This window comes from Aestuariivirga sp. (assembly GCF_047602625.1).
In the GTDB taxonomy this organism is placed as follows: domain Bacteria; phylum Pseudomonadota; class Alphaproteobacteria; order Rhizobiales; family Aestuariivirgaceae; genus Aestuariivirga.
In genome coordinates, this window is the sequence record NZ_JASGGV010000001.1 from 596,508 (window position 1) to 622,474 (window position 25,967).

General features: G+C 63.2%; 25 protein-coding genes and 3 pseudogenes. 1 reads left to right on the forward strand and 27 read right to left on the reverse strand.

The genetic code is table 11. From position 1 onward, the window contains the following. Nucleotides 1–13 precede the first annotated feature (13 nt). From QM694_RS03055 to QM694_RS03185, 27 genes and pseudogenes are all read right to left on the reverse strand, one after another. On the reverse strand, nt 14–1,327 hold the full coding sequence (locus QM694_RS03055) for a type I restriction-modification system subunit M (protein WP_415005759.1): 1,314 nt from the start codon (nt 1,325–1,327) through the stop codon (nt 14–16). Beyond that, the gene (locus QM694_RS03060) at nt 1,209–1,652 is read right to left on the reverse strand and encodes a type I restriction-modification system subunit M N-terminal domain-containing protein (protein ID WP_415005473.1); all 444 of its coding nucleotides are present in this window, start codon (nt 1,650–1,652) and stop codon (nt 1,209–1,211) included. Before QM694_RS03060 ends, QM694_RS03055 begins: the two co-directional genes overlap by 119 nt. Next, the gene (locus tag QM694_RS03065; RefSeq protein WP_415005474.1) at nt 1,649–2,869 is read right to left on the reverse strand and encodes an AAA family ATPase; all 1,221 of its coding nucleotides are present in this window, start codon (nt 2,867–2,869) and stop codon (nt 1,649–1,651) included. Before QM694_RS03065 ends, QM694_RS03060 begins: the two co-directional genes overlap by 4 nt. Then, on the reverse strand, nt 2,866–4,167 hold the full coding sequence (locus QM694_RS03070; RefSeq protein WP_415005475.1) for a restriction endonuclease subunit S: 1,302 nt from the start codon (nt 4,165–4,167) through the stop codon (nt 2,866–2,868). Before QM694_RS03070 ends, QM694_RS03065 begins: the two co-directional genes overlap by 4 nt. After that, complete coding sequence (locus tag QM694_RS03075) at nt 4,157–7,186, reverse strand: type I restriction endonuclease subunit R (protein ID WP_415005476.1); 3,030 nt, start codon at nt 7,184–7,186, stop codon at nt 4,157–4,159. Before QM694_RS03075 ends, QM694_RS03070 begins: the two co-directional genes overlap by 11 nt. Before the next feature lie 9 nt (nt 7,187–7,195). Continuing rightward, nucleotides 7,196–7,414: a type II toxin-antitoxin system Phd/YefM family antitoxin gene (locus tag QM694_RS03080; protein WP_415005477.1), complete on the reverse strand. Its 219-nt coding sequence runs from the start codon at nt 7,412–7,414 to the stop codon at nt 7,196–7,198. Nucleotides 7,415–7,785: 371 nt separating this feature from the next. Next, nucleotides 7,786–8,421: a glutathione S-transferase family protein gene (locus QM694_RS03085; RefSeq protein WP_415005478.1), complete on the reverse strand. Its 636-nt coding sequence runs from the start codon at nt 8,419–8,421 to the stop codon at nt 7,786–7,788. Nucleotides 8,422–8,498: 77 nt separating this feature from the next. Then, entirely contained in the window at nt 8,499–8,906 is a 408-nt protein-coding gene (locus QM694_RS03090) for a DUF2000 family protein (RefSeq protein ID WP_415005479.1), read from the reverse strand. A gap of 86 nt (nt 8,907–8,992) precedes the next feature. Continuing rightward, nucleotides 8,993–9,169 (reverse strand): annotated as a pseudogene (locus QM694_RS03095) (ribbon-helix-helix domain-containing protein); the annotation flags it as partial. Between the two features lie 7 nt (nt 9,170–9,176). Beyond that, nucleotides 9,177–11,168, reverse strand: coding sequence for a conjugal transfer protein TraG (locus QM694_RS03100; protein WP_415005480.1), 1,992 nt, complete (start codon nt 11,166–11,168; stop codon nt 9,177–9,179). 28 nt (nt 11,169–11,196) lie between these two features. After that, nucleotides 11,197–12,933 carry a relaxase/mobilization nuclease domain-containing protein gene (locus tag QM694_RS03105; RefSeq protein ID WP_415005481.1) on the reverse strand — a complete coding sequence of 579 codons (1,737 nt, stop codon included), beginning with the start codon at nt 12,931–12,933 and terminating at the stop codon, nt 11,197–11,199. 244 nt (nt 12,934–13,177) lie between these two features. Beyond that, a complete protein-coding gene (locus QM694_RS03110) occupies nt 13,178–13,954 on the reverse strand; it encodes a lytic transglycosylase domain-containing protein (RefSeq protein WP_415005482.1) in 777 nt (258 codons plus the stop codon). Nucleotides 13,955–13,957: 3 nt separating this feature from the next. After that, a complete protein-coding gene (locus QM694_RS03115) occupies nt 13,958–14,293 on the reverse strand; it encodes a DUF736 domain-containing protein (RefSeq protein ID WP_415005483.1) in 336 nt (111 codons plus the stop codon). Nucleotides 14,294–14,329: 36 nt separating this feature from the next. Further along, the gene (locus QM694_RS03120; protein ID WP_415005484.1) at nt 14,330–14,875 is read right to left on the reverse strand and encodes a S26 family signal peptidase; all 546 of its coding nucleotides are present in this window, start codon (nt 14,873–14,875) and stop codon (nt 14,330–14,332) included. After that, nucleotides 14,872–15,393, reverse strand: coding sequence for a DUF2840 domain-containing protein (locus QM694_RS03125; RefSeq protein WP_415005485.1), 522 nt, complete (start codon nt 15,391–15,393; stop codon nt 14,872–14,874). Before QM694_RS03125 ends, QM694_RS03120 begins: the two co-directional genes overlap by 4 nt. After that, nucleotides 15,390–15,644, reverse strand: a complete 255-nt coding sequence (locus tag QM694_RS03130) for a hypothetical protein (RefSeq protein WP_415005486.1) — start codon at nt 15,642–15,644, stop codon at nt 15,390–15,392. Before QM694_RS03130 ends, QM694_RS03125 begins: the two co-directional genes overlap by 4 nt. Continuing rightward, the gene (parA, locus tag QM694_RS03135; RefSeq protein WP_415005487.1) at nt 15,641–16,318 is read right to left on the reverse strand and encodes a ParA family partition ATPase; all 678 of its coding nucleotides are present in this window, start codon (nt 16,316–16,318) and stop codon (nt 15,641–15,643) included. Before parA ends, QM694_RS03130 begins: the two co-directional genes overlap by 4 nt. Continuing rightward, nucleotides 16,318–17,676, reverse strand: a complete 1,359-nt coding sequence (gene trbL / locus QM694_RS03140) for a P-type conjugative transfer protein TrbL (RefSeq protein ID WP_415005488.1) — start codon at nt 17,674–17,676, stop codon at nt 16,318–16,320. Before trbL ends, parA begins: the two co-directional genes overlap by 1 nt. Before the next feature lie 3 nt (nt 17,677–17,679). Beyond that, on the reverse strand, nt 17,680–18,066 hold the full coding sequence (gene trbK-alt, locus QM694_RS03145) for a putative entry exclusion protein TrbK-alt (protein ID WP_415005489.1): 387 nt from the start codon (nt 18,064–18,066) through the stop codon (nt 17,680–17,682). A gap of 10 nt (nt 18,067–18,076) precedes the next feature. After that, nucleotides 18,077–18,841 (reverse strand): P-type conjugative transfer protein TrbJ, encoded by a 765-nt coding sequence (trbJ, locus tag QM694_RS03150; protein ID WP_415005490.1) that lies wholly within the window; start codon nt 18,839–18,841, stop codon nt 18,077–18,079. Continuing rightward, on the reverse strand, nt 18,838–21,276 hold the full coding sequence (gene trbE, locus QM694_RS03155) for a conjugal transfer protein TrbE (protein WP_415005491.1): 2,439 nt from the start codon (nt 21,274–21,276) through the stop codon (nt 18,838–18,840). The genes trbJ and trbE overlap by 4 nt, the downstream gene beginning before the upstream one ends. Nucleotides 21,277–21,284: 8 nt before the next feature. After that, nucleotides 21,285–21,566 carry a VirB3 family type IV secretion system protein gene (locus tag QM694_RS03160; RefSeq protein WP_415005492.1) on the reverse strand — a complete coding sequence of 94 codons (282 nt, stop codon included), beginning with the start codon at nt 21,564–21,566 and terminating at the stop codon, nt 21,285–21,287. Beyond that, entirely contained in the window at nt 21,566–21,898 is a 333-nt protein-coding gene (locus tag QM694_RS03165; RefSeq protein WP_415005493.1) for a TrbC/VirB2 family protein, read from the reverse strand. Before QM694_RS03165 ends, QM694_RS03160 begins: the two co-directional genes overlap by 1 nt. Beyond that, nucleotides 21,895–22,878 carry a P-type conjugative transfer ATPase TrbB gene (trbB, locus tag QM694_RS03170; protein WP_415005494.1) on the reverse strand — a complete coding sequence of 328 codons (984 nt, stop codon included), beginning with the start codon at nt 22,876–22,878 and terminating at the stop codon, nt 21,895–21,897. Before trbB ends, QM694_RS03165 begins: the two co-directional genes overlap by 4 nt. A gap of 172 nt (nt 22,879–23,050) precedes the next feature. Further along, nucleotides 23,051–23,308 (reverse strand): annotated as a pseudogene (locus tag QM694_RS03175) (CopG family transcriptional regulator); the annotation flags it as partial. 9 nt (nt 23,309–23,317) lie between these two features. Then, nucleotides 23,318–23,845, reverse strand: a pseudogene (locus QM694_RS03180) (SRPBCC family protein); the annotation flags it as partial. Nucleotides 23,846–23,958: 113 nt separating this feature from the next. Next, complete coding sequence (locus tag QM694_RS03185; RefSeq protein WP_415005495.1) at nt 23,959–24,849, reverse strand: LysR family transcriptional regulator; 891 nt, start codon at nt 24,847–24,849, stop codon at nt 23,959–23,961. Nucleotides 24,850–25,049: 200 nt separating this feature from the next. On the opposite strand from QM694_RS03185, the gene QM694_RS03190 reads away from it, so the two are divergent. Continuing rightward, nucleotides 25,050–25,931, forward strand: coding sequence for an SDR family oxidoreductase (locus QM694_RS03190; RefSeq protein WP_415005496.1), 882 nt, complete (start codon nt 25,050–25,052; stop codon nt 25,929–25,931). Nucleotides 25,932–25,967 lie beyond the last annotated feature (36 nt).

Here is a 25,967-nt window from a genome sequence, read left to right on the forward strand (position 1 = left end):
CTGTGCTCTTTACTCAGCCCCCCGGCAGGGAAGACAGTCCCAGTTCCACGAGGAAAGCATTGTGCTTCGCCGTTGCCTCGCGGACCTGCTTTTCGATTTCAACGAGTTCCCGATGGGTCTCGGCTAGCTCAATCTCTTCCTCGCCCACAGCCGTGCTGATGTAGCGAGAGATGTTGAGGTTGAAGCCTTCCTCGGCAATTCGGTCCACGCTTACGCGCTTGGAATAGCGGTCCTCTTCCGTGCGGAATTGGTAAGTGGAGATAATCTTGCCAATATGATCCGGCGTCCCATTCTTGCCATCTCCCAGCTTGTTTTGGCGTTTGTCTTTCAAGAAATGCTCTGCCGCGTTGATGAAGAGCACGTCGTCCGGCTTTTTGCACTTCTTCAGCACAAGGATGCAGACTGGGATCCCTGTGGAATAGAACAGGTTCGCAGGCAGTCCGATGACCGTGTCGATGTGGCCATCTTTCAGCAGCTTGGTCCGGATTCGCTCTTCCGCTCCGCCTCTGAATAGCACCCCGTGGGGGAGAATGATGGCCATCACGCCCTCATCCTTCAGGTAATGGAATCCGTGCAGCAGGAAGGCAAAGTCCGCGGCCGACTTCGGCGCCAGCCCGTAGTTCTTGAACCTCACATCATCGCCCATCGCCTCGGTCGGTTCCCAACGCAAACTGAAGGGCGGGTTGGCCACGATGGCATCGAAGGAAGGCTTCTTGGCCGGATTCAACTCACGCAGGATGTCCCAGTCGTTGGTCAAAGTGTCGCCGTGGTAGATTTCGAACTCCGTGTCCTTCACGCCGTGCAGCAGCATGTTCATGCGCGCGAGGTTGTAGGTGGTGATGTTCTTTTCCTGCCCGTAGATTTTGTCGATGCCGTGCGGCCCCATGCGTTTGCGCACATTGAGTAGAAGCGAACCGGAGCCGCACGCGAAATCTAGCACGCTGGCAAGCCGTTCTTTCTGTCCGGTTGCGGGCTCCTGGCTGTCCAGCGTCACAATTGCTGAAAGGATATCTGAGACCTGTTGGGGGGTATAGAATTCGCCCGCCTTCTTGCCGGAACCGGCGGCGAATTGACCGATGAGATATTCGTAGGCGTCGCCCAGCGCATCAACATCGGTGGAGAAGTCGGCGAGCCCTTTGGCGATCTCGGTGATGATGGTGCAGAGTTTGGCGTTGCGATCAGCGTAGGTCCGTCCGAGCTTTTCAGAGCTAAGATTGATTTCCGAGAAAAGACCGCCGAACGTGCTTTGGAAAGAACTCGTTCTCGATGTATTTGAAGCCCGCCTGCAGAGCGTCCAGTAGTTCGTCGTTCTGAGTGCGCGCCATATGGGCGATGCTGGTCCAGAGGTGTTCCGGCTTTATTAGGTAGTGCGCCTTGAGGCGCATCTGCTTCTCAAAAGCCGCGACATCATCGGGGTTCTCCGCGTACCAAACAGATAGGGGCGAGCGGCCGCCGTTGCCGATAGCGTTGGGATCTGGGTAGTCGCGCCCGAGCTCCTTCTTCGCGGCTTTCTCGTAATTGTCAGAGAGGTAGCGCAGGAAGAGGAACGATAGCATGTAGTCACGAAAATCGTCCGCATTCATCGCACCACGAAGCGTATCGGCGATGTTCCAGAGCGTTTTGCCCAGTTGCTTTTGGTTTTTGTCGTTCATTGTGCAAGTGCTTCCTGAGGAACGGGTGCCGGCGCGATGACTTGTCCAGGAACCATTTCTGGTAGGGCGAACTCAAACCGCGTGATAAACTCGCTCAGTATGCGGCGGAAAAGTGCCTTGTTGTCCTCGCCCATTTCAGTGGGTTCGTGGATCGCATAAGCGCCGTGGCTGAGCAGATTTAGGGCACGGTTGAACAGCGCCCGATCTTCCTCGTTGTCGAGCGCCTTCAGGCAGAACGCCATGCTCGGATGCCCGAAGAATGAAGCCGTTTTCTCCATCACACTGCGCAAGGCATTGAAATGGAAGGTGTAGAGCTTCCCCTTGTCAGGATCAGCGGCACGCTGCAGCTCGGCTAACGTGGCGACGTGATGGAAGAAGGGCGTATCATCGCTCGCCTGAAGCGTGTAGGCGCCGTCGCCGTTTGGGCGGTGCAAGAAATAGCGTTTGTGGGTGATCTTCGGTGTGCCCTCAGTACGCCTGCCCATCTCGTTGCACATGACATTAAAGAACAGCGCGTGGTGCGAAGAGAAGATCACTTTGATAGGAGCGGGCGCACTGTTCGCATCCTTCCGCGTGACCGCCCGGCGGAGAAGCTTGGCAAGATCGCAGGCCACGGAAATCGCGTTGTTGTCATCGAGCGATGAGATCGGATCGTCGACATAGAGGTACTTCTTGCCCTGATAAGACTGATGCCCATCTAGCATACGTTCGCAGATGGCCATGAAGATGCACCATATGAAGATGTTCTGTTCTCCCCGAGAAACCTTAATGTTGGACTGATCGCCCTTTCGAAAGCTCACGAAGTCGGGCTTGGAGATGGTCTCGTTGCCCTGCTGAACATCCTTATAGGTAAAGTCGAATTCGAAGTCGGCGTATCGGGAGAGGTAAAGATCAATCGTCTCTTCCAGCGCGAGTTCCGTCATCGCGTTGAAGAAGGATGATTTTTCGTTTAGTTGGAGGCGGCGCACGCTGTCGCCGTCAAGGTCGTTTTCCCAGACGAACAGGTCCTCAGTAAATGCGTTGAAGTAGAGCGTGTCGGGCGTCCCGGTCGGATTCTTTTTGGTCTTGCGTTTGCCTGCGTCCTTGAACTCCATCGACAGGCGGGTCTTACCTGTGCGGTTATAGGCATATAGCAACACAAGATCGGCGTCGTTCAGATCGTCCCGCAGCCGTGTCACCACTTTGCCCAAGCTCTGATAGGTGCGGACACCGCTCATGGGTCAATCTCCCCGAACCGAGGGAAAAGCTGCTGCATTAGCCCCCTCTTGTGGATCTTAAGCGTGTCGAGCTTTCGGGTCTCGGCGGCGATGAGATCGTCGAGCGAAGTGAGGCAGTCGGCGATCCGCTGTTGTTCGGGGCGGGATGGAATTCTGAAACTAAGGTCGATGAAAAACTGCAGGCCAATCGTCTTAATAGTGCTTCCAGTCGCTGCCCGTTCAAAGAGCGGTTTAGACTTCTGGAGCAGATGATAAAGAAACCAGTTACTTAACTTCCGATCATCGCACGTCCAGACGATGAAGTGCTGGCTGACTGCCATAGGCACAGCCATGATCGCACTCTTCCCGATCCCAGCATCGCGGCTGATCAGGACTGAGCCCGCCTTGTGAAGCACCGCAGACGAGTTTTTGATCCCGGCCGGGGAGATCTCGGTTTCGGTTCCTGAAATCAAACCTTGATCGAGACGTTTTGAGTCGGCGAGTGAAATCCACTTTATTCCGCCATGGTAGTATTCGGGCTTGCTTTTGCTGGGTGTATGCCCGGATCCTCTCTTGGCCAGACTTTCTAAGTGATTAGATTCCCACTCTCCCGCATCCTGAAACTCTGGAAAACGGAAGCGGGGTTGAGTTTCGCCTTCTTGTGGGAAAAGCTGCTGCATCAGGCCCTTCTTGTGGGCTCTTAGCGCCTCCACCTTCCGCCCCTGCGCGGCAATCAGCGCGTCCAACGAGGCCAGACAGTCGGCGATCTTTTGCTGTTCGGGCAGGCCTGGTGTGGGGATTTCGACGCCGAAAAACGTCTCCTTGCTAATATTCAGCAGACCGTTGCTGCGCGCGCCGCTGGTGATGTGCCTTTTGAGCTGCTTTCCGTGCTGGTTTTGCTCAAAGCAATTCTGAAAGAACCCGTTCGAATATTCATCCTTAAGACGGAAGGCGATGAATACGTTAGGTGCAGCTACCTCACCCCAGCCTTGCAAGAGATAGATGCACCCCTGCGGAAACTTCAGAGAATTGCCTTTGTTAAAGACAAAGTCGCCATCTCGAACCAAGGTGTAGAGCTGATACTGGTTCCCCGAGATATCGCGCCCGAACTTCTCGGCTTGGGGCACGAATCCGATGCCGGCCGAAATACTGACTGGAGTGAGCCTTCTTTCGCCGACACGCCTATCAACCGGAACGGATGCTTTTCGCAGGCTTACCGGTTCCCATGCTGCAGAGTCCCGAAACTCCGGAAAGCGCAGCTCTGGCACCAAAGCAGCCTCACCGCGCGTCGCGGAATCTGATTTCACCTTACTGATCATAAGCGCTCAGCCCTGAAATCTCGCGGCCACCAGCTCGCTTCAGCAGAAGCGGCATCAGGTCAGCCATCAGTTCCAGCTCCTTCACCCGGCGCGTTTTCCAGTTCAGGCCGAGGGGCTCCATCAAATCGGTTAGCGTCTCGCCATCAAAGATCATCCGTTGCAGGATGCCGTCGACGAAGACATGAAGCGTCTCGGCAGCAAGACCGTGCTTGCCTGCAATACCCGCCAGCTCAGCCGCATTCTTCTCGGCCTTGAAGCGGCTATAGCCCTCGCGGATGGCCTTCTCGCTCAACCCCTCACCCGCCTTGAGCGTGGCGATGTAGGCGGCGATATCCTCACGCTCGTCCATGAACTTGGCATCGGACTGGATCAGGCCGATCAGCTCCTCGCGGCTCATCTTCTGCTTGCCGGGCGTGGCCTCGGAGTAGCGGGCGATCAGGCCCATGATATAATCATAGTCAATGACGGCCGAGGCGAAGAGAACAAACTCGAAATCCAACTGGTCGGCTTCGGACGTCGGCTTGTCCGCGCCCTTGCCCTGTTGAGCCCGAAGGCGCTGTGCGGTTTCCAGATAGGCCCCGCGAAAGCCGAGTAGGTTATCGCGCGGCAGGATCTGTTCGATCCTTGCCGCGTTTTCGGGGGTCAAGTCAGTGTATTGGTCAAGCTGGGTCTTGAGCCGCTGGACCTCCTTGAAATGCTCAATGAAGGCCGCGCGGGCGGCATCGCCCTTGAGATTGGCCACGGCGTCGGGGGCGCATTCGAGGCCCTGCGACTTCATGAAGGTGTCAAGTTTCTGGACAGCGGTTTCCAGCTTCTGGACCACCACGGGGGCCTTGTCGACCAGCCAGATTTCGCGAGCCTTTTCGGCGGCCGCCTCGCCGGAGAAGAGGGCGATAGCGGCATCGACCGCATCCTGCTGCTGGCGGAAGTCGAGGATGTTGCCATAGGGCTTGGTGGCGTTCAGCACGCGGTTGGTCCGCGAGAAGGCTTGGATCAGGCCGTGATGCTTGAGGTTCTTGTCGACGTAGAGGGTGTTCAGGAACTTGGAGTCGAAGCCTGTCAGCAACATGTCGACGACAATCGTGATGTCGATCTTGTGGTGCGGTACATCGGGATAGGCTTTCCGTAGGTCAGCTTCGGGCCATTGCTGGTCTTTGATGCGCTTTTGCACGTCCTGATAATACAGGTCGAACTCGCCGATCTTGTGGTTTGTACCGTAGTTGGCGTTGTAGTCTGCGAGGATGGCCTTCAGGGCCTCCTTCTTTTTCTCTGGCTCAACCGCGTTGTCGTCCTTCTCCGTCGGCAGGTCTTCCTGAATCTGCCTTACGTCAGGATCGCCTTCGGCAGGCGGAGAGAAAACGCAGGCAATATTCAGCGGCTGGAAGCTGGGATCGGCGGCCTGCTTCTCAGCCTGCATGGTCTTGAAAAGCCCGTGATATTCGATGGCGTCGTTGATTGATGACGTGGCGAGCAACGCGTTGAACCGGCGCTGACCGGTGGCCGCCTCGTGCTTTGACAGGATTGCCTCGATAACCGCCCGCTTTGCAAGCGGTTCGCCCGGCTTGGGCAGCGTCTTGCCCTGCGGCTTGAAGTAGTCGACATGGAACCGAAGGACGTTTCCGTCCTCAATGGCGTGGGTGATCGTGTAAGTGTGAAGACGCTTCTGGAAGAGGTCTTCCGTCGTCTTCATACTGGCCTGTGCGTCTTCGATCCTCTGCTGTGCAGCATTCTGATCGAAGATGGGCGTTCCGGTGAAACCGAAGAGCTGGGCACGCGGGAAGAATTCCTTGATGGCCTTATGGTTCTCGCCGAACTGCGACCGATGGCATTCGTCAAAGATGAAGGCGATGCGCTTGTCGCGCAGGGGTTCGAGCTGTTCCTTGAAGGTCTTTTTGCCGTCCTTCTTCTGCTGCTTGTTGCGCTTGCTGTTTTCATCCAGCGCAAGGCCAAGCTTCTGAATCGTGCAGACGATGACCTTGTCTGCATAGTCGTCGGATAGAAGGCGCCGGACGAGGGAGGCGGTGTTGGTGTTCTCCTCCACGCAACCTTCCTGAAATTTATTGAACTCCTCGCGCGTCTGCCGATCGAGGTCCTTGCGGTCCACGACAAAGAGGCATTTTTCGATGTCGGGATTGTCCTTCAGCAGCGTTGATGCTTTGAAGGAGGTGAGTGTCTTGCCGCTGCCCGTGGTGTGCCAGATGTAGCCATTGCCGCAGTCCTGAGCGATGGAATCGACAATCGCCTTTACCGCGTAGACCTGGTACGGCCGCATCATCAGGAGTTTCTGCTCACTTGCCACGAGAACCATGTAGCGGCTGATTGTCTGGCCGAGGGTGCATTTGACTAGGAAAGTCTCGGCAAAGCTATCGAGGTGGACAATCTTCTTGTTGTCTATGTCAGCAAACTCGTAAACCGGCAGAAAACGCTCCTCGGCATTGAAGGCGAAATGGCGCGCATTGTTGTTCGCAAAATAAAACGTTCGATCCCGGTTGCTGACGATAAAGAGCTGAATAAAGCACAAGATCGTCTTGGCATACCCGTTTCCGGCGTCGTTTTTGTATTCGACGATCTGTTCCATGGCGCGACGCGGGCTTACGCCGAGTGTCTTTAGTTCAATCTGAACAACCGGAACGCCATTAATCAACAGAATGACGTCGTACCGATGATGGCTATTGTTTGTGTTAATGCGGAGCTGGCTAACCACCTCAAACGAGTTTTTGCACCAGTCTCGGATGTTGACTAGGGTGTAGTTGAGCGGCGTGCCATCGTCACGGGTAAAGGTATTCCGCTCGCGGAGGATACGGGCAGCGATAAAGACGTCCGGCGAAACGATCTCGTCGAGTAGGCGAGTAAATTCGGAATCAGTGAGGCTTACGCGATTAAGCGCCTCGAACTTCGCACGAAAGTTTTGCTCAAGAGTTGCTCGGTCGCGAATGTCCGAACGATATTCATACTTCAGATCGCGTAACTTGTTGACCAAATTCGCTTCTAGATCGCGTTCGGGGGTTACTATTGCCATCGATGCTGCTCAGTTCTTTTCAATGACAGTTGGGTGGACCGTCTCGCTTTTGGTCAAATTACTGTCCTCGCCACTCACGTCACCAACCTTCAATCTCTCGTATTCCTCCACTGCCATCACCACCACCACCGGCCGACCATGCTTAGCGACCAACACCGGTTCGGCGCGTGCTAGGTCGATAAGCCGGCCGAAACCGTACTTCGCGTCTTTAGCGCTCAGGATTTTCATAGTGCGACTCCGAGCATTCAGTCAGCAATTTTGGCCATTTTGGCCGATAGCGCAATGGGGTCTGCTTCGCAATGAGGTTGATTTCGGAGGGGCGAAAATGCCTGCTGCGGCCTCTCTCCACCTGAAGCGATGCCATCAGTCATCCAACTTCAGCATAAACCACCATGGCTTGCGCATCGGACGAAGTAATATCGTGTCTGACGATCGAGGCAGTCATCGTGTTCTCCTTTGCCTTAAGTGCAAGGAGAAGTTATCGTTTCCATGACGATCCACTAGTCACTGAATTTGGACGATATGTCTCGCTGGTGGGACAGTGACGTTCGGCATAGCTTTAGTCGCGACCTCACTGGACGGGCGCCGGTCGCTGCACCTTATGATGTCGCCTGTACTGAAGCACGAGGGAGAAGATCGTAAGGGTGTGCCCAGCCTGGCAGGGCCTTGATCCGCTCGATCCAGGCCATCATTCTGGGAAAGCGCGTGAAATCTATTCCGGTATCTTCGTCGTAGTAGCGATAGCCGACCATCGAAATATCCGCGATCGTCGGTCGATCGCCGACCAGGAAAGGCTGTCGATTGAGGTGGTCCTCAACGACCGCAAAGCTCGCGAGAGCTTGGGTGCGCAGAAATTCAGTGACCGGCGTTTCTCCGGTTTTGCGCAAGCCAACCATGAAGCGGAGCGTTGCGAAATAACTTGAGAACCTGTGATTGTCGAACAAGATCCAGCGGAGAATCTCCAGACGTTCTTCCGCGTTCCGTCCTGCGAACGAGCCGGTACGATCGGCCAGATAACTAAGGATAACGCCAGTTTGGGAAAGGCGCATGTCGCCATGCTCGAGAACAGGAATCTCCCCCAGCTCGTTGACGTCGGTTCGAAATGCCGCCTTCGTCTCATCCGTAAAAAATCCGACAAGTTTCGGCTTCCAATGAAGAGCACACAAATTGAGCATCAGCGCTGCCTTGTAGGAATTCCCCGACTCGCCTCTGCCATAGAGGATATACGATCCCATAAGTCGTACCTTTCAGCGCTTGTCGAATCGCTCTCCTAAGTCTTTGCGCGATCACCAACTCAGCCGTTGCTCGTGTTTCAGGGATGAAGCTTTGCGCCCTTAATAGCCTTTTCCACATCCTTCTTCGGGCCGCGTATTGCGATACCGACCAAGGCTGGCTCCTCCGCCGGTTCGGACGCGAAAGCCTCTCGGTTGGCCGCATCGTGCCCGGTTGTGAACATCGCCTCGATATAGGCGGCGCAGGCAAGCCCTCGCGTCAACGCTTGGTTTCGTGATCGAAGCAGTGTGCTCCGGTCGGCGGCGAAGATCATCATGGGCTGACCCAGCAACGCCGCATAGCCCCTCCCAGCGGCATCGACATAGGGTTCACCCATTGCGTCAGGGGCGCCCCCGGCGATTCCGGTCGCCAGGAACGCGGTGACATTCAGCTTCTGCCATGTCTGCAGATCGTCGAGGACGACGATAGCCACCTTTGTATCAAACATTTCTTGAAGCTCTCCATGTTCTGAAACACCGCCGCCGCGGACTTGACTGCCGCAAGTCGCGTCGCATGCTAAAAATGGGCGAAGTGCTTGGTGGTCGCCGCCTCCTGCCGCTCGGCCGCGTCGGGCGACAGGAAGGATGCGATCGCGGCCTCGGCAATCAGCGAGCGGGACTGGTCCCGGCGCGCGGCATGGGCCGCGAGCGCCTTCATCACGTCGGGTTCGAGATAGACGGACAGGCGCTGCTTCTTCGGCGGTTTGGACATCGGCTCCTCACAGGTCCATGCCGTCATTGGGATCGAGCGAGACCTGACGCGCGACACCCTGCATGATCTGGTTGGTGCGGCTGATGCGGGCGGCGTCGTCATCGACATCGTTATCGAAGCCGCCGTCGAACTCGTTCTCGATCGGCGCCTTCTTCTCGACCGGCGCGGGACGCTCCAGTTCGGGCTGGTGCCGGCGCTCCGAGCCGGTCGGATCTTCGTCGCCGCCCTCGGCCGCGACGGCGCCCTGGGCGGCGAATGCGACGGGCGACGCCGGAAGTGGCAGCTTGCTCCAGTCGTCGGCGCTCGGCTGTGCCGGTCTAGTCAGCGCCGGCGGCGGCATGATCCGCTCCTTGAAACGCCGGTCCTCGAAATAGCGCGCCTTCTTCGCCCGGATCGGCGGGGTGCCGGCGACCATGACGATCTCGTCGGTCGGCGGAAGCTGCATGATCTCGCCCGGCGTCATGAGCGGCCTGGCCGTCTCCGAGCGCGAGACCATCAGGTGACCGAGCCAGGGCGACAGCCGATGGCCGGCATAGTTGCGCATGGCGCGCATCTCGGTCGCGGTGCCCAGCGCGTCCGACACGCGCTTGGCGGTGCGTTCGTCATTTGTCGCGAAGCTGACCCGGACATGGCAGTTGTCGAGGATCGAGTTGTTCGGGCCATAGGCCTTCTCGATCTGGTTCAGCGACTGCGCGATCAGGAAGCTCTTCAGGCCGTAGCCGGCCATGAAGGCGAGCGCGGATTCGAAGAAGTCGAGCCGTCCGAGCGCCGGGAATTCGTCGAGCATGAGGAGCAGCCGATGACGGTTGCCCTTCGCGTGAAGGTCCTCGGTTAGGCGCCGCCCGATCTGGTTGAGGATGAGGCGGATGAGCGGCTTGGTCCGGGCAATGTCGGACGGCGGCACGACCAGGTAGAGACTTGTTGGATGGCGAGCGCCGACGATGTCGGCGATGCGCCAGTCGCAGCGCCGCGTCACCTCCGCGACGACGGGATCGCGATAGAGGCCGAGGAACGACATCGCGGTCGACAACACGCCCGACCGTTCATTGTCGGATTTGTTCAATAGCTCGCGCGCCGCCGAGGCGATGACGGGGTGCGGACCGGCGTCCCCGAGATGCGAGGTCTTCATCATCGCCGCGAGCGTCGACTCGATCGGCCGCTTCGGATCGGAGAGGAAGGCGGCGACGCCGGCGAGCGTCTTGTCCCCCTCGGCATAGAGGACGTGGAGGATGGCTCCAACCAGGAGCGCGTGGCTGGTTTTCTCCCAGTGGTTCCGCTTCTCCAGCGATCCTTCCGGGTCGACCAGGATGTCGGCGATGTTCTGCACGTCGCGGACTTCCCATTCGCCGCGGCGGACCTCGAGCAGCGGATTGTAGGCAGCCGACTTCGCATTGGTCGGATCGAAAAGGAGAACCCGCCCGTGGCGGGCGCGAAAGCCCGCGGTCAACGTCCAGTTCTCGCCCTTGATGTCGTGGACGATCGCGCTGCCCGGCCAGGTCAGTAACGACGGCACGACCAAGCCGACGCCTTTGCCCGACCGTGTCGGCGCGAAGCACAGGACATGTTCGGGCCCGTCATGCCGCAGATACGCGTGGTCGTACTTGCCGAGCACGACGCCATCCTCGCCGAGCAGGCTCGCGCCGCGCACCTCGTCGGCACGCGCCCAGCGCGCCGAGCCGAACGTCTCGGCATTCTTCGCCTCGCGGGCACGCCACACCGACATGCCGATCGCCACCGCAATCGAGACGAAGCCGCCCGACGCCGCGATATAGGCGCCCTCGACGAAGATCGGCGGCGCATAGGCGTCGTAGAAGTACCACCACGGAAAGAAGGACCAGGGATAATAGATCGGCCAGTGCCCAAGCATGAACCAGGGCGGCCCGAGCTGGGGCTGGAAGCCGAGCTTCCAGGCGGTCCATTGGGTCGCGGCCCAGGTCGTCAGGATGACGATGGTGAAGACGGTGAGGATTTGTCCCCAGAGGATCTTGGTGGCCGACATGGCGGGGTCCTTTCGAGCAGGATGGTGGTCACAGGCCGATCCCCCGTTGCCGGCCGAAGCTCCAGTCGATGCCGCCGTCGCCACGGGCGACGCCCGAGACGTGGCGGCCGAGCTGCTTTTCGAGTGAAGGCGTCCAGGGCACGAGGCTGAATCCGAGCCCGTCATCGATCATGGCGAAGCGGCCGGTCGCGAGCGTCAGGCGCCGCTGATAGGTGCCGGTGACATATTCGCCGGACTCCGGCTTGACCTGCGGCCGCCCGGTTTCGGCGGCGATCCGCTCCGCCACCGCGTCCAGCTCGCGCCGGCGCAGCGTGTCGACCAGCCCGGGCTGGAAGCTGACGCCGCGCTTCTGGCGTTCGGCGAGACCCTGGCCGACCAGATGCTCGGCGCGGCGATCCATGGCGACGCGCACCTCGGCGCCGAAGCCGCCGCCGAGCGCCACCGGCTCGCGGGCGATGGCCTGCCGGTCAAGCCAGGTTGCCCCGGTCGCGGTGACTTGCCGCTGGATGTCGAGATCGGAGCGCACCGCGATCGCCACGCGCCGCTGGCCGCGGGCGTCGTCGAACTTGCGCAGCTCGACGATCGAGCCCGGCGCGCTGTCGCCGGCCGCGTCGAGGTCCGGCAGCTTGATGTGATGAGTGCGTCCGTCGATCCCATCGACGATGGCGAAGGCCGTGCCTTTCAGCTCGTCGTCGAGGCCGCGGGCGACCAGGCGGCCGACGACTGGGTCGCTGAGGCTCTCCGACGCGAGCACATAGCTCGACGCGCCACGATCGATCCCGCGCTCCGCCAAGCCGTGATGGATGCGTTTGATGATGTCGCCGCGCTCGCCGAGTTCGCGCAGCGTCGCCTCGGCCTTGTCGGACAGTGTCCATTGGCCGGGTCCGATCTCGTCGGCGAGGCCGAGGCCTTCAAGCTTGCGCAGGCGCCCGACCTTCAGCGCATGGTATTCATCCGGCTGGCGATCGGCATGCGGCGCGAGATCGATGACGCCGGTGCGGTAGGCATCGCGCGCGAGCTGGCGATCGAGATTGGTCCAGCGGTCCGCATCGATCTGTCGCTCCAGCGTGCGACGGATTTCCTGGTCGGTGCGCGGGCCGAGCTCCTGGGTGATCAGGTCGCGCGCCCGGTCCCGCATGCCCTCTTTTATATAGTCGCGCGAGATGACGAGGTTCTCGCCGTCATCGCGCACGCCGCGCACGATCAGGTGGACGTGCGGATGCTCGGTGTTCCAATGATCGGCGGCGACCCATTCCAATCGCGTGCCGAGGTCCTTTTCCATCTGACCGACGAGCTCGCGGGTGAAGCCCTTGAGGTCGGACATCTCCAGTGCGTCGTCCGGCGAGACGATGAAGCGGAAATGATGGCGGTCGTCCTCGGCGCGCGCCGCGAAATCCTTGGCGTCGGCACCGTCACCGCCGAGGCCGAACAGACGGGCCTTCTCCCCGTCTCGGGTGACGCCGTCGCGCTGGAGATAATTGAGATGGGTCACGAGCGGCGCCGAGCGGCCGCCGTGACGAACGACGCGCGCCTTGATGACCGCGCCGCGCGAGCGCGCGGTGATCAGGCGATTGGCCTGGATCGAGGCGCGCTGGCCGCGCCCGAACCGAGACCGCGCGCCCGGTCCGATCTTCCCCTGCCGGGAGACGCTGCCGCCGGCTCTCTGCGCGGCGGCGAGCGCCTGCGCGATGAAGGGCCGCGCCCGCTGCGCGCTGGTCGAGCGGATGCGGCCTGGCCGGATGCGGAATTCGCGCTCGTCGCTCATGGCCGAGGCTCCGCACATCGCGCAAAGCCGATGATTTTCCTGAAGAAAGCGCCAGAGCGCAGGCTGCGCCGATCAGGAGCGCCTCGCGAAAGCGCGGTATAACCTATTGAAAAAGCACAACCGACACGAAGCGCACATCGCGCCCCTTTATCCTGCCATCGTGCGGTTGTGCTTGCGTCTTCTCCTCCCAACGCCCTCCAAGATGCGCTGGGGTTCGCCATGCTGCGATGGATGAATGAACGCCTCATCGGGGTCCTGCCGTCTCCCGCCGGGAGACGAAGAGCCCGCCCGTCGGGTTCGCATCGGCCGAAACATCGCGCGGCCGGACAGCGGGATCGCTGTCGCCGGGCTGCGCATCGGCCGGCGCTGTCGCTGCGGTCGAAACGCGCTCGGGAGCGCCGATGAACAACGGTGCCCGCGTCCATGCCAGCGGGTCGGCGGCGGCGACATTGACGACGGCCGGCGATGGCGAACCGCCGACAAGGGGTGCGAGCTGTGCGACATAGGCGCGCGTCTCGGCCGGTAGAGCGCGGCCGCCCGCGAGGAATTCGTCGTAGCGTCCGGGACCGGCATTGTAGGCCGACAGAAAGCCCGGCGATCCGTAGCGATCATAGAGTTCGCGCATATAGGCCGTGCCCGCGATGATGTTGTCGTGCGGGTCGAACGGGTCGCTGCCGAGCCGATACCGGGCGCGCAGATAGGCCCAGGTATCGGGCATGAGCTGCATCAGACCCTGCGCGCCCTTTGGTGAGATCGCGCGGATGTCGTTGGCGCTCTCGACGCGCATGAGCGCCCGAATCCAGGCGACCGGAATGCCGAAGCGCTGCGAGGCCTCCGCGACGAATTCCGCGAACGGTGCGCCGGTCTCCGCTACCGCCGGGGCCGCCGTCTGCGCGTGTACCGGCGCGACCTCGACGCCCGACAAGGACAGGCCGGTAAGGAGAAGGAGGAGCAGCCGGCGTGCGGCGCGAGGGTTGGTCGCGCCGCTCCGGTGCCGCTGCGATCGATGCAGGGCGCGCACCGATCAGTCCTCCTTGCGCGGCTTGGCGGGCCGCGACCAATGCAGGCCCCAGGTGGAATTGTCGTCGCCGGAACGGAAGAGATTGGCGCGCAGCGGTCGCGGGAACAGCGGGCTGTCGAGCTGCACGGAGACGTAGTCGCCGGCACGCTCGCCGACATGCTTCCAGCCGGCGCCGACCTCACTGCCTTCCTCGCCGCCGAGCAGGACACGGTAGTCCGGCGCGTTCTCGGCATCGGAGGCCTCGGCCGGAACGATGGCGAGTTCCGCGTCGATGCCGAGCGCGGTGAGCCGCCCGGAATAGCCGGATTTGGAGCGGGTGAATTGGCCGATCTGCGTCATGGTCGTCTCCTTCGGTTGGGGTTTGGAAGCGGCAGGTCAGTGGGTCGGCGCGCGCCAGACGTAGCGGCCGTCGCCGTCTTCATCGGTCCAGAGCGGGGTTGCCCGGCCGATCACGGTGCTTGTCGGCAGCGGGCCGAAGTAGCGGCCGTCGAGGCTGTCGCGGACCGACCAGTTCATCAGGAAAAGCTCGTCCTCGCCGATGCGGCGGCAGCCCTGCCAGACGGGCAGCGGACGGCCGAGATGGTCGCGGTCGAGCGCATCGCCCATCGGCACGCCATCAACCGTGATGGTGTGATCGCGGCGGCAAACCTGTTGTCCCGGCAGGCCCGCGACGCGCTTCATCAGCGGCACGCCACGACCGATATAGCCGCGCTCGACCATGAGGTCGGCGAGCCGCTCGGGCGTACGGACGGCGACCAGGTCGGTGACTTTGAGATGGCGCGCGGGCGCGATGCTGTAGAGGCCGATCGGCGTGCTGGCCGACGCGTTCCAGATGAGCTTTTTGGGGAAGTCAACGAACGCTGCGATCGCCACCCCCATGGTCATCACGTAGGTGACCATCACGTAGCCGAAGCGGCTCATGCGCCGACCCTCCGCCGCAGGAGGAAGGCTCTGTGGTGGCCGATCGTGTACGGGCGTGGCGGCTGGCCGGCGGTCATGCGGTTGTGGACGTGTCGCCAATGATCGGGCGAGACGTCGGCCGCATCGATGCCGGCCGCCTCGATGACGTCGATCATCTGCAGCACGCGCTCGACCTTCGGCCAGCCCTCGACCTTGAGGAGGATGTCGCCGCCGGGGCGCACGAAGGGCACGGTCTGCTGCGGTTCGGTGGGCAGCGCCGCGCGCAGCACGTCGAGATGCGAGGCGATGGTGCCGTGATCGTTCGCGGCCCAGCGGACGAAACCGAACACGCTGCCCGGCCCGAAGCGCAGCACGCGGCGACGACGGTCGAGAATCTGTTCACCGACCTCGCGGCCGAACCTGATCCAGTTCTCGATGCGCTTTTCGATCCAGGTGAGTTCGACCTCGGTCAGGTGAATTGGCGGCGGCGCGGCCGGACCTGGTGCGCCGCGCGCATGGATGGCGCCGGCGCCGGTCATGTCGCGTCTCCGTTGCTTGAGGGGAATTCGCGAGCGAGCAGCTCGCGCAGCATGTCGGCCACCGTGATGCCGCGGCCGAAGGCGGCGATTTTGATCCGGGCGCGCTGGTCGGGCGTGACGTCGATGGTCAGGCGTGCCGAATAGATGGCAGCATCGGCGGCCCGCGCAGTCGGCGCATCGGCCGCCTTGATCCAGTTCTCCGGATCGCCCGGCCGCGTGGCGAAGCCGCGTTTCGGAGGCGTCGCGCTCATGGTGCGATCCTCGCGATCTCGGTGGCGAGCGCCGCGATTTCGCGCGCGGCGGGACTGTCGCCGTCCAACTCGCCGACGAGACGGCCGCTCTGCGCGGTGTCGGCGAAGGCGACGCGTTGGCCGATCGTGGCGGCGAGCAGCGGCGGATCGTGGTCGGCCAGCGTCTCGGCCGTCTCGCGGGCGATGACGGTGCGCGTGGCGCAGCGGTTGAGGACGAAGCGCGCTGCGAGCTGCGGCCGGTAGATGCGGGCCTCGCCGAGCAGCGACAGCATCTCGGCCGATGCCCAGCCGTCGAAGGGTGACGGCTGCACGGGGATCAGCACCAGGTCGGCGGCGAGCAGCGCCGATCGCATCAGGCCGGCGACACGCGGCGGTCCGTCGATGATTACGTGGTCGACGTCGCGCGCGATCTCGGGCGCCTCACGATGCAGGGTGTCGCGCGCCAGGCCGACGACGCCGAAGAGCCGCGGCAGGCTTTCGCACGCCCGCTGCTGCGACCAGTCGAGCGCCGAGCCCTGCGGGTCGGCGTCGATCAGAGTGACCCGGTGGCCTCGCTGAGCCCATTCGCCGGCGAGAGCCGAGCCGATACGGTCGTCCCAGACCTGCGCGGCGCGCTGATAAGGCGTCTCGGGTTCGGGGGCTTTTCCGTAGTGCGTAGAGGGTCGTCGAAACATCAGCGGTCGCCTTCAGAAAGGTTGATGGAGGAGCCGCCGCCATGGCTGTCGCCGCTGCGCACGGCGTGGACCGTGGTCGACACGGCGTGGCTCATTTGTTGAGAGCGCTTCATCCGGCGCGCCCAGGCCGGCGGCTGGTCGCCGCCGGCAGTCGGGCTCGGCGCCGCGTCATTGGCGGCTTCGCCGACAGTGTCCATGGTCGAGGAACCGCCCGTGGACTCGAACGCAGCGCGGGCGCCGCTGGCGAAACTGGAGCGCATGCTCTCGGCCGAGCGTTCGGCTGCGCGGCGCAGGGGTGACGTTGCTGCCGAGCCAGCGGCGCGAGCGACGCCGCCCAAACCACTAGCGACACCCGAGGCGCCCGTCTGGCCAGCGGCGCCTAGGCTGTAGGCTGTTGACGCGCCACCTGCGAGGGCCGCGCCGCCACGGGCAGCGGCGGCTGCGCCGCCGGCGAGCGCCGCACCGCCCGATGCAACGGCGCCGACCGTAGCTGCGCCGGCAGCGACCATGCCGCCTGCCGCAAGGCCGGTGCCGACGGCCGCGCCGGCGCCGAGCTGCGGTCCGCCCGACACGAGGCCGTTGGCGATGCCAGGACCGAAGATACCGAGGCCGAGCAGCGTCAGCGCCGCGAGCACGATGGCCATGGCCTGGTCGATGGAGGGGGTCGCACCTCCGAAGCCGGCAGTGAACTCGGAAAACAGGCTCGATCCGATGCCGATGATGACGCCTAGGACCAGCACCTTGATGCCGGAGGAAATGACGTTGCCGAGGACGCGCTCGGCCATGAATGCGCTCTTGCCGAACAAGCCGAACGGGATGAGGACGAAGCCAGCGAGCGTCGTCAGCTTGAACTCGACGAGCGTCACGAAAAGCTGGATGGCGAGGATGAAGAAGGCGAGCAGAACCAGCGCCCAAGCGAGCAGCATCACCGCGATCTGGATGAAGTTTTCGAAGAAACTCCAGTAACCCATCAGGCCGGATACGGAATCGAGCAATGGGCGCCCGGCATCGAGACCCGTCTGCGCGACACGGCCCGGCCGCATCATGTCCGCGACGGTGAACCCGGTGCCCGAGGCTTTCAGGCCAAGTCCCGCGAAGCTCTCGAAGATGATGCGCGCGAGGTTGTTCCAGTTGCCGATGAGGTAGGCGAACACGCCGACGAACAGCGTCTTCTTGACCAGGCGCGCCATGATGTCGTCGTCGGCGCCCCAGCTCCAGAACAGCGCGGCGAGCGTCACGTCGATCACAATCAGGGTGGTGGCGATGAACGCCACCTCGCCGCTGAGCAGGCCGAAACCGCTATCGATGTAGCGGGTGAAGACCTCCAGGAAATGGTCGATGACGCCCGTGCCGCCCATGGTTCAACGTGCCTCGTTCCAGTGGGAATCTGTCGCCGGCGCTGGATCGGTGATGACCGGATCACGCACGGCCGGCGGGTTCTGTGGCTGGCCCTGCGGCCCTAGCGCCTGCGGCGCCGGTGGCGGCTGCAAGGCCTGCGACGGCTTCAGGAAGCGGTCGCGATTATCCGCCCAGGCCTGGAGGCAGGCAGGATCGCGGGGGCCGGCTTCGCCGAGCTGCTGGCAGCGCCGCAGCTCGGTCCTGAGCGGGTCCGTGCCCGTTTCGGTCGATGCGGCGACGTTGCGATAAAGCGGCGGTTCGTCCTTGCGGGAGAGTTCGATGGCCGTCGCCGTGATCGCGAAGGTCACGAAGCCGATGGCGCCGATGCGTGCGAGAGTCTTTCCGTCCATCGCCGCGCCCTCAGTTGCTGCCGGGGAACATCTGCGCGTTGCCGGGCTGGTAGCCGGTGCCCGGCGTCAGGAAGCGGCGACGCTGTTCGCGGCCCTGTTCGGCGGCGGCGGATCGCTCGGCCTCGGCGAGCGCCTGCGCCCGGCCGTTGGCGGAGACCACGGCCGTGAGATCGGCGAGTTGCTGGGCCTGCAAGGCCAGAAGTTGGTTGCCGGCCTGGGTGGCCTGCAATGCGCCCGTCGCGCCCTGGCTTTGGCCGACCAGCGCCGACATCTGCGTGCGGTTGGTGTCGATGTTGCCGACGACGCCGGCTTGGACGCGCATGGCGTCCTGCAGGCCGGAGACGGTGTTGTTCCAGCGCTCCGTCGCCTGCGCGATGAGCTGCTGGTCGGAGGCGGACATCGAGGCGCTTCCGGCGCCGTAATTAGTGCGAAACGCCTGATCGATGTTCTGGACGTTGTAGGCGATGCCCTGAGCCTGCTGGAGGAGCTGCTGGGTCCGCTGGACTGACTGCTGGAGCTGCTGGAGCGAGGAATACGGCAGGCTCGCTAGGTTGCGCGCCTGATTGATCAGGGACTGCGCCTGGTTCTGCAGCGAGGTGATCTGATTGTTAATCTGCTGGAGTGCGCGAGCGGCCTGCAGGACGTTCTGGGCGTAATTGGTAGGATCGTAGACGATCCATTGGGCCGAGGCCGGGGCGATCATCACCGGCGACACCGACAGCGGTGCGGCGAGGATGGCGGCGGCGAGTGCCGCGCGGGGAACACGCAGTTTCATGGCTGACTCTCCAGGTTGGTGAGGTTGGGGATGAGATCCGCAGCCCAGTCGACGCCGCGATGGCGCAGCCAGGCGGGGAGGAAGCCGTCGCGCCCGTGCTCGGAGACGATGCGGTCGATGGCCGCCTGGTCGGTCTTGGAGGATGCGGCGCAGAGCGCCAGCGCGACGTCCGAAAGGCCGAGCTCGAAGAGCCTGTTGCCGCGACGCGACTGGCAGTAATAGTCGCGCTTCGGCATGGCCCGCGCGAGGATCTCGATCTGGCGGTCGTTCAGGCCGAAGCGTCGGTAGATCGCCGTGATCTGTGGCTCGATCGCCCGCTCGTTCGGCAGGAGCAGCCGCGTCTGGCAACTTTCGATGATGGCCGGCGCGATCGCCGAGCCGTCGATGTCGGAGAGCGACTGCGTGGCGAACACGACGCTGGCGTTCTTCTTGCGCAGCGTCTTCAGCCATTCCCGGAGCTGGCCGGCGAAACCTTCGTCGTCGAGGGCAAGCCAGCCTTCGTCGACGATGATGAGCGTCGGCTCGCCGTTCAGCCGGTCCTCGATGCGATGGAATAGATAGGCCAGAACGGCAGGCGCTGCAGCCGTGCCGATCAGGCCCTCGGTTTCGAAGGCCTGGACGGTCGCGACGCCGAGATGTTCGCTCTCGGCGTCGAGCAGCCGGCCATAGGATCCACCGACGCAATAAGGGCGCAGCGCCTGCTTCAGGTCGTTGGACTGGAGCAGCACCGACAGGCCGGTCATCGTCCGCTCGCCCATCGGCGCGCTGGCGAGCGACGACAACGCCGTCCAGATCAGCTCCTTTACCTCCGGCGTGATCTGGACGCTCTCGCGCATGAGGATCGCGGCGATCCAGTCCGCTGCCCAGGCGCGCTCGGCGGCTTCGTCGATCCGCGACAGTGGCTGCAGCGCGACGCTATCGGCCGAACCCTCGGTCAGGCCGCCGCCGAGATCGTGCCAGTCTCCGGACATCGCGATCGCGGCGGCGCGGATCGACCCGCCGAAATCGAAAGCGAACACCTGGGCTTGGGCGTAGCGACGGAACTGCAGCGCCATCAGCGCCAGCAGGACGGACTTGCCGGCGCCGGTCGGGCCGACCACCAGGGTGTGGCCGACGTCGCCGACGTGAATGGAGAACCGGAACGGGGTGGACCCTTCGGTCTTGCCGTAGAGCAAGGGGGGTGCACTGAAGTGCTCATCCCGTTCCGGCCCCGCCCACACCGCGCTTAGGGGGATCATGTGGGCGAGATTGAGCGTCGAGATCGGCGGTTGCCGGACGTTGGCGTAGACATGACCAGGCAGCGAGCCGAGCCAGGCGTCTGCGGCATTGATCGTCTCGGGCATGGCCGTGAAGTCGCGGCCCTGAACCACCTTCTCGACGAGACGGAGCTTTTCGGACGCCACGCGCGGGTCGGCGTCCCAAACCGCGATCGTGGCGGTGACATAGGCCTGGCCGGCATAGTCGGCGCCCAGCTCCTGGAGCGCCAGGTCCGCGTCGGCGGCTTTGTTGGCGGCGTCGGTATCGACGAGGACACTTGCCTCGTTGGTCATCACCTCCTTGAGGATCGCGGCGATCGACTTGCGCTTGGAAAACCACTGCCGCCGGATCTTGGTGAGCAGCTTGGTCGCGTCCGTCTTGTCGAGCAGGATCGCGCGTGTGGCCCAGCGATACGGAAAGGCAAGCCGGTTCAGCTCGTCGAGGATGCCAGGCGTCGTGGCGGTCGGGAATCCGACGATCGTCAGGATGCGCAGATGCGCTTCGCCGAGGCGCGGCTCCAGACCGCCGGTGAGCGGCTGATCGGCGACCAGCGCGTCGAGATACATGGGAGTTTCAGGAACGCGGACGCGGTAGCGTCTGGTCGAGACGGTGGTGTGCAGAAACGTCAGCGTCTCGACGTCGTCGAGCCATGCGCATTCCGGCATGAAGGCTTCGACGAGCTGCAGGATGCGGTCGGTCCGATCGATGAAGCCACGCAACGCCTCCCAGGCGTCGACGCCGCGATCGGCCTTGCCCTCATAGAGCCAGCTCTCGGCGCGCGCGGCGTCCTCGGCGGGCGGCAGGAAGGCAAAGGTCAGGAAGTAGCTGGACTCGTAGTGCGCGGCGTCTTCCTCGAAGTCGGCCTTGCGCTCGGCGTCGACCATCGCCGATGCGGGATCGGGAAAGCTGCTCGCCGGATAGGCGCCGACCGGGTGGCGCTGCGCCTCGACGAAGATCGCCCAGCCACTGCCAAGCCGGCGAAACGCACTGTTGAGGCGGCCGGCGACAGCGATAAGTTCGGCCTGCACGGCGGAGTCGAGATCGGGCCCACGGAAGCGCGCGCTGCGCTGGAAGCTGCCGTCCTTGTTGAGCACGACCCCGGGCGCGACGAGCGCCGCCCAGGGCAAGAAGTCTGCGAGACGGGTCGAGGACCGACGATATTCGGCGAGATTCATCATGGCCGGCTTCAAACTCCGAGATGACCGGGGATGCGCAGATGCCGGCGCCCGACATCGACGAACTGCGGATCGCGTTTGGCTGCCCAGACCGCGGCGAAATGGCCGATGGCCCAGATGAAGATGCCGACGAGCCAGAGGCGCAGGCCCAGACCGAGAGCGGCGGCCAGCGTGCCGTTGAGGATGGCGATGCTCCGCGGCGCGCCCCCGAGCAGGATGTGCTCGGTGAGCGCCCGGTGGACCGGGACGCTGTAGCCCGGGACCTCGCCGCCGTTCTCGGTAAGGCCGGCCATCAGATGAGCGCTCCGCCGCCGAACGAGAAGAACGACAGGAAGAAGCTCGACGCGGCGAAGGCGATCGACAGGCCGAAGACGATCTGGATAAGCCGGCGGAAGCCGCCCGACGTGTCGCCGAAGGCGAGCGTCAGGCCGGTGACGATGATGATGATCACCGCGATGATCTTGGCGACGGGGCCTTCGATCGATTCCAGGATCGACTGCAGCGGCGCTTCCCACGGCATTGAGGAGCCGGAGGCATGGGCTGCGGGCGCCAGCATGACGCTGGCGATCATGACGGATGCGGCGGTCGCGATATGGCGACGGAAATGCAGGGCACGGCGGATCATGCGGGGTCTCCTTCGGGGGGCTGGATTGCGGGGCGGACGCGGTAGTCGCCGTCGGCGTTGAGGCCCTCGACGCGGCCGAGTTCGGCCAGGCGTCGGATGGCGCCACGGCCGGAGAGCACGGCGACGAGATCGATCGTCTCGGCGATCAGCGCGCGCGGGACGGTGACGACGGCTTCCTGGATGAGTTGCTCGAGGCGGCGCAGCGCGCCGAGCGCCGTGCCGGCGTGGATCGTGCCGATCCCGCCGGGATGGCCGGTGCCCCAGGCCTTGAGCAGGTCGAGCGCCTCGGCGCCGCGCACCTCGCCGATCGGAATCCGGTCCGGACGAAGGCGTAGCGACGAGCGGACGAGATCGGAAAGCGACGCGACGCCATCCTTGGTCCGCATGGCGACGAGGTTCGGCGCGGCGCATTGAAGCTCGCGCGTGTCTTCGATCAGCACGACGCGGTCGGAAGTCTTTGAGACCTCGGCAAGCAGAGCGTTGGTGAGCGTGGTCTTGCCGGTCGACGTTCCGCCGGCAACGAGGATGTTGCGGCGATCGGCGACCGCCTGGCGCAGGATCTCGGCCTGGTCGGCCGACATGATGCCGCCCTCGACATAGTCTTGCAGGGTGAACACCGCGACGGCGGGCTTGCGGATCGCGAAGGCCGGCGCGGCGACGACGGGCGGCAGGAGGCCCTCGAATCGCTCCCCCGTTTCCGGCAGCTCGGCCGAGACGCGTGGATTTCCGGCATGAACCTCGGCGCCGACATGGTGCGCCACGAGGCGCACGATGCGTTCGCCATCGGCGGCCGAAAGCCGCTCGCCGGTGTCGGACAAGCCCTCGGACAGACGGTCGATCCAGAGGCGGCCGTCGGGGTTGAGCATCACCTCGACTACGCTGGCGTCCCCGAGAAACCCGGCGATGGCGGGGCCGAGAGCGGTCCGCAGCATGCGAGCCCCTCGAAGTATCGCCTCAGATTTTTCGGAAGGAGCCGCCACGTTGTCCCCGTTCTTTGCGGGACCGCGTCAGGCCGTCCCTGGATCGGGGATGATTAAGAGAACCGGAAACCGCGCTTGGGCAACAGGTCTCAGGGCGTAGTAGTAGCGTGGCGCAGAAAGACAGGTGTTCGGCGGTATCGACGAATACTTGAGTTGCCGTATTCGATGCTTATTACGCGTCGCGCGAGGACTCGATGTCCTCGGAAATCTCCTGGCGCAGCTTCGGACCCTTGGCCAGACGCCGGCCGAGCGCGGCGACGAAGGCGTCATAGCGTTCGCCTGCCTGGGCGCGCGCCGCGGCTTGTGCCGGCTCAGGCAGCGGCGGGTTCGTGGTGAGCCAGAAGCGCACGAAGACGGCGAGCATTTCGACCGAGATGCCCAGATCGCGCTCCATGCGCGTCATGCGCCGGTCGAGCTGGTCGAGGCGTTTGAGGACGTTTCTCAAGCAGACGTTCATGTATCCCTTCCATTGGGTCTTCACGAACAGCGTCAGCGGCAGCTTCAAAAAGCTATTCTTCGCTCGGAAGGTGTAGGTCCATTTGACGTTGGTTCCCCCCTTCGCCGGCGCGAACCAGAACTGCCCGCGTGCGCCATCCATGAGATGTTTTAACGCGAAGCTCGGATCGCTTACCCGGTAGGAGAAATAGGAAGGACGATCGTACTCCGTGACGCCCTCGTTGACTGTGCTGCCATCGGCGAGATGCACGACGCGGTGTGAGCCGGGCTGATCCCAGGGACCTGAAATGTCGGAGGTCGATGCGACACCGGGCACAAGCCCGTAGCCCGTCAAGATCTTGGGGAGCACATCCTCCGCGGCAAGGAAATCGAAGACCTCGTCGATCGGGGCATCAATAAAGATTTCCCGTGTGACTGCGACATCGAGGCGCGTCGGGCGCCTAGCATCAGCATTGCTTGTCATAAGACTTCCCCTGCGCGTGTTGCTTGACAGGCCCAGAAGGCTAATCATTGCCCATACCGGGCGGAAGTCGCCGAATCTGGACACCGCGTCTCGGTGCTGAGACGGCCTAATCGCGTAGGGAAACTTGCAGCATTCGAGCAGGCACCGAGTGCGCTTCAGACCTACTTGCCGATATAGGCTGCCAATTCGTCGGGCGTCCCCATGGGAAAAGCCTTTTTCAGGTAATCGAGGAACGCGGCTACGCGGGCGCTCAGCAGGCGCCGTGACGGATATAGCGTCCACAGAGCGATCTCCGGCCCGTCGATGTCTCCCCAAAGCACGAGCGTGCCGTCGGCCAGATCGTGGCTGACCAGCGAGATTGGCAGCCGTCCGGCGCCGACGCCTGCTCGGACGGCATCACGGACCATGATCATGGAGGACAGAGCCAGAACCGGCTCGACCAAGATCTTTTCGACGCCGTCCGGAGTCTTTACTACCCATGTCTGTCGGTCGCCCGTCGAGCGTACCACCGCACGCGCGGCTTCGTTCGCGGCGGGTCGCGCGAGAGCGGGGCTGGACACGACCACCAGTCGATCGCGCAGGAAAATCCGTCCGACCAAGCTTTCGTCCGGGCTCGGGTTCACCCGGATCACCAAGTCGAAGCCTTCCTCGATCATGTCGACGGCGCGGTCTTCCGTCGAAACCTCCAGTCTCACCTCGGGATACTTCAGAGAGAATTCGCCGGCGATCTTTCCCATCGCGGTCTGCGAGAACAGCAAGGGAGCGCTGATGCGCAGCCGCCCTCGCGGACGCTCTCCTCCCGATGCGATCGCCGCGGCCGTCTCTTCTAGTTCTGTCAGCAGGTGGCCGGCGCGCTCGAACAACGCGCGCCCTTCCTCGGTCAGCTTGAGGGCTCGCGCGCCACGTTCAAGCAGACGGATGCCGAGGCTCGCCTCCAACTCGGCTACGCGCCGGGACAAGGTTGCCTTGGGGCGCCCGGCTGCGCGAGCGGCCTTGCCGAAACCTCCGTGGCGGGCGACGAGATTGAAATCGGCAAGCGCTAGCAAATCCATGGGCGTTCCATCGTTGGGACAATTTAGGGCACTATAGCGCATTTTGCGGAAAATGTGGATCGGCCTTCGGCCAACTGGCCGGGTTGCACATTGGTCGCTGTTCCACATGTGAGACGGACTGTCTAGATTTGGCGTCTATTGGATCGGATGTGGGTCGATAATATTCCGGGTGTCAAGCAACCCAACCCGGAGATATTTCCATGACCATTCTCGTTACAGGCGCTACCGGCCGCGTCGGCCGCCATGTCGTCGACCAACTCGTCCAGCGCGGCGCCAAGGTCCGTGTGCTCACCCGCGATCCCTCGAAGGCTAGCTTCCCGGCCGGCGTCGACGTCGTGCAGGGCGAACTGCTGGACATCGAAGCGCTGCGCAGCGCCTTCAACGGCGTCAGCACCCTGTTCTTGCTGAACGCGGTGACGGGCGACGAATTCACCCAGGCCATCATCACCCTCAACATAGCCCGGGAGTCCGGCGTCGAGCGGGTGGTTTACCTGTCGGTGTTCGGCGCCGACCACGCCGTAAACGTGCCGCACTTCGCGGTGAAGTCCGGCGCTGAGCGCATGCTGGAGCAGATGGGCTTCTCCGCCACGATCCTGCGCCCGTCCTACTTCATCGACAACGAGGTCATGATCAAGGACGTCATCTTCAACTATGGCGTCTATCCGATGCCGATCGGCGGCAAGGGCATCGCCATGGTCGATGCCCGCGACATCGCCGAGGTGGCGGCGATCGAGCTTATCCGCCGCGACCAGGCGCCGGGCAAGCTGCCGATCGAGACCATCAACCTGGTCGGCCCCGACACGCTGACGGGTTCGGGCGTGGCCGCGATCTGGTCGGAAATCCTCGGCCGCCCGATCGCCTATGGCGGCGATGACCCGAGCGGCTTCGAGCAGAACATGGCGACCTTCATGCCGAAGTGGACGGCCTATGAGATGCGCCTGATGGCCGAGCGCTATGTCACCGACGGCATGATCCCGCGAGACGGCGACGTCGAGCGGCTGACCCGGATCCTGGGCCGCCCGCTGCACAGCTATCGCGATTTCGCAGTGGCGCTCGCCGCGCAGCAGAATCCGACGGCCTGAGCGCCGTCGCCCATACTCGACCGCAATCTCAAAGGA

Bases quoted from the DNA above. Each gene is read 5' to 3' on its own strand.
- parA (WP_415005487.1), bottom strand. From the start codon at position 16,318: ATGTTTCGACGACCCTCTACGCACTACGGAAAAGCCCCCGAACCCGAG.
- QM694_RS03100 (WP_415005480.1), bottom strand. From the start codon at position 11,168: ATGTCGGCCACCAAGATCCTCTGGGGACAAATCCTCACCGTCTTCACC.
- QM694_RS03160 (WP_415005492.1), bottom strand. From the start codon at position 21,566: ATGGCCGGCCTTACCGAGAACGGCGGCGAGGTCCCGGGCTACAGCGTC.
- QM694_RS03060 (WP_415005473.1), bottom strand. From the start codon at position 1,652: ATGAACGACAAAAACCAAAAGCAACTGGGCAAAACGCTCTGGAACATC.
- QM694_RS03080 (WP_415005477.1), bottom strand. From the start codon at position 7,414: ATGAAAATCCTGAGCGCTAAAGACGCGAAGTACGGTTTCGGCCGGCTT.
- QM694_RS03130 (WP_415005486.1), bottom strand. From the start codon at position 15,644: ATGAGCGCGACGCCTCCGAAACGCGGCTTCGCCACGCGGCCGGGCGAT.
- trbE (WP_415005491.1), bottom strand. From the start codon at position 21,276: ATGATGAATCTCGCCGAATATCGTCGGTCCTCGACCCGTCTCGCAGAC.
- QM694_RS03065 (WP_415005474.1), bottom strand. From the start codon at position 2,869: ATGAGCGGTGTCCGCACCTATCAGAGCTTGGGCAAAGTGGTGACACGG.
- QM694_RS03165 (WP_415005493.1), bottom strand. From the start codon at position 21,898: ATGATCCGCCGTGCCCTGCATTTCCGTCGCCATATCGCGACCGCCGCA.
- QM694_RS03105 (WP_415005481.1), bottom strand. From the start codon at position 12,933: ATGAGCGACGAGCGCGAATTCCGCATCCGGCCAGGCCGCATCCGCTCG.
- trbL (WP_415005488.1), bottom strand. From the start codon at position 17,676: ATGGGCGGCACGGGCGTCATCGACCATTTCCTGGAGGTCTTCACCCGC.
- QM694_RS03120 (WP_415005484.1), bottom strand. From the start codon at position 14,875: ATGAGCCGCTTCGGCTACGTGATGGTCACCTACGTGATGACCATGGGG.
- QM694_RS03185 (WP_415005495.1), bottom strand. From the start codon at position 24,849: ATGGATTTGCTAGCGCTTGCCGATTTCAATCTCGTCGCCCGCCACGGA.
- QM694_RS03070 (WP_415005475.1), bottom strand. From the start codon at position 4,167: ATGATCAGTAAGGTGAAATCAGATTCCGCGACGCGCGGTGAGGCTGCT.
- trbK-alt (WP_415005489.1), bottom strand. From the start codon at position 18,066: ATGGACGGAAAGACTCTCGCACGCATCGGCGCCATCGGCTTCGTGACC.
- QM694_RS03090 (WP_415005479.1), bottom strand. From the start codon at position 8,906: ATGTTTGATACAAAGGTGGCTATCGTCGTCCTCGACGATCTGCAGACA.
- trbJ (WP_415005490.1), bottom strand. From the start codon at position 18,841: ATGAAACTGCGTGTTCCCCGCGCGGCACTCGCCGCCGCCATCCTCGCC.
- QM694_RS03115 (WP_415005483.1), bottom strand. From the start codon at position 14,293: ATGACGCAGATCGGCCAATTCACCCGCTCCAAATCCGGCTATTCCGGG.
- QM694_RS03085 (WP_415005478.1), bottom strand. From the start codon at position 8,421: ATGGGATCGTATATCCTCTATGGCAGAGGCGAGTCGGGGAATTCCTAC.
- QM694_RS03190 (WP_415005496.1), top strand. From the start codon at position 25,050: ATGACCATTCTCGTTACAGGCGCTACCGGCCGCGTCGGCCGCCATGTC.
- QM694_RS03125 (WP_415005485.1), bottom strand. From the start codon at position 15,393: ATGACCGGCGCCGGCGCCATCCATGCGCGCGGCGCACCAGGTCCGGCC.
- QM694_RS03075 (WP_415005476.1), bottom strand. From the start codon at position 7,186: ATGGCAATAGTAACCCCCGAACGCGATCTAGAAGCGAATTTGGTCAAC.